The 1,299-nt window shown below is 26.8% G+C and carries 1 protein-coding gene; it reads left to right on the top strand.

Annotation, left to right across the window (positions count from 1 at the left end):
* Positions 1-1,047: 1,047 nt before the first annotated feature.
* Positions 1,048-1,299, top strand: a 252-nt coding sequence (locus U881_RS0100340; RefSeq protein ID WP_024652897.1) for a hypothetical protein, incomplete at its 3' end; no start/stop codon positions are given.

A 1,299-nucleotide genomic window follows, 5' to 3' on the forward strand; every position in this document is an offset into this window, starting at 1 on the left:
ATGGGATTTAGAATGGCTAACTAAAAAATATATGAAAAAAATTTAGAGACAATAGAGAAAATCGATTGACTTTTTTAAATATTGTTGTATAATATTATTTGTACACAAAAGCATAATTTATTATCGTTTTTGTGTTACATCATGAATAAGACCAATAACTTTTGTTGTTGGTCTTATTCTTTTATTCCCGATAGTGCATTTATTTCATGTGTGATAATTAAGTAGAGTATATTAGAAATTAAAGCAATCATTGAGGTTATAAATATGAGTGTTGCATTAAAAGAGTAGGTGTATGATGGACAAGTAGTTAAGAATTCAGTTAAATCTGAGAGAGTTAAAAGATTATCATAGTGAGGGTATTTGATAGGCAGATTATCAGTTATTATGTTCTTGAAGAAAAATTTGATTTTCTTCAAGATAGGATGATGGATAACTTTCATTTCTGAGATGATAAGATAAGTATGCTCAAAATTGATTTGAATTAAAAGATAGATAAACTTGATGATAAGGTAGAGACTGTTTAAGAGTGATTTAGTACAAGTGAAATATAAATTGACTTTGATTGAGAGTAGATTAGGATTTAAGGGACAGTTAGTTTCATCTTTGACGATTGTTACTACTCTTGCTGTGTCATATTTTGAGCACAAGTGTTTGTGATGTTGGGCAAATATTTTGTTATTTTATTATATGCATAACTACTTTGTATTAAGTTGTTTCAACCATTTAATCATAAGTTAATTTAGTTGAATTTGTTGAGAGTTTTGTTGATTATTTTTGTTTAATTGTATGTCGTTATGTTTATCTTTATATCAATACTATTATGTTTAATTGATATTTCTTTTACACAGTAATACTAATAATATATTAGGTAACTTTGTAGAAAGTTGTTTTTATTTATATCTTTTAAGATATAATTATATGATGTGTACAATTTGTATAACTGTATGATAAATGTCTTTGATAAGAGAGAGTAACGAATAATTGTTGCTATCTCTTTTATTTGTTATACTAGTATAGTATCTTATTACTATTAAGAGAGTCTTATTTATGATGAAATATATTAAATTTCCTAAAAAAAAGAAAGGTTTTAGAGAAGAAGAAATGGATATGGAAGCGTTTATGGATCAGGTTGATGCTGATATAGAGAAAATGGATCGTGAATTTAAAGAATTTCAAAGAAGATATGGGGCGGATAAGGGTATTGAGGATTGGGTTGAACATGAGGCAAAAGAGAGAAGAATTAAAGAAGAAAGAATGCAATTAAGGATGAAGAGTTTGAATTCTCGCTTTGCAAGGAAA

Origin of the sequence: Borrelia persica No12 (assembly GCF_000500045.1) — a bacterium.
In the GTDB taxonomy this organism is placed as follows: Bacteria; Spirochaetota; Spirochaetia; order Borreliales; family Borreliaceae; genus Borrelia; species Borrelia persica.